The 698-nt window shown below is 39.4% G+C and carries 1 protein-coding gene; it reads right to left on the reverse strand.

The window, feature by feature from the left end; translation table 11 throughout:
• Positions 1–168 precede the first annotated feature (168 nt).
• The coding region (locus IDZ20_RS04790) for a hypothetical protein (RefSeq protein WP_223144896.1) at positions 169–698 on the reverse strand (530 nt) is incomplete at its 5' end.

Raw genomic sequence — 698 nt, forward strand, 5'->3', positions numbered from 1 at the left:
AGCAAACAATCCCAATGAATTACAAGCCCTACTCTACCAGCCGTTAAGACGCATAACGCCGCCATAAATTGTTGCCAAAATGGAGCAGGTTTTTGTGTAAAATTGAGCGTAGCGAATACACAAAAAGATGCGGAGTTTTGGCAATCAATTTGATGGCCTTGTTATGTTTCACTCATCATTGTTGAAAAATGGACGTTCGAAATTCACAATATAACTATCAGAACGTCTAAACACTAAATACAATGTATCATTATCGACGAATACACCTAGTTCTGATATTTCGGCTGGATCTCTAGACAAAAAATATTGTCCATATATATCCGCACTTAAACCATCTGCTGTAACCACACTTTTTAAGAAAAAGTATTCACCTTCAGAAATTGATGGGCCACCATTAGCATTACCAATACCGACTGTACAATTTTCGTCTTCGTAAATGTTGACGACCTGCTGAGCATGGTTTTCATTAAAGACATATTCTGTCGTTACCCAATAATCAACAGGATCATCTGTAAAACAACCAGTCTTCCATCTACCGGAAATCTCATGGTTGCCGCTTGGCTCTTCTTCATCTCCCCCGCATCCTGCCAATAGCAGAGAAAAAAGTAAAACATATTTATTCAATCGAACTCCCAAACATAACGCCAAGCTCACCTGCAATTTTTGCTGTGAGCGTTTGTGTAAAATGGAGCTGCGCG

The organism is Teredinibacter waterburyi, assembly GCF_001922985.1.
Classification (GTDB): Bacteria; Pseudomonadota; Gammaproteobacteria; order Pseudomonadales; family Cellvibrionaceae; genus Teredinibacter; species Teredinibacter waterburyi.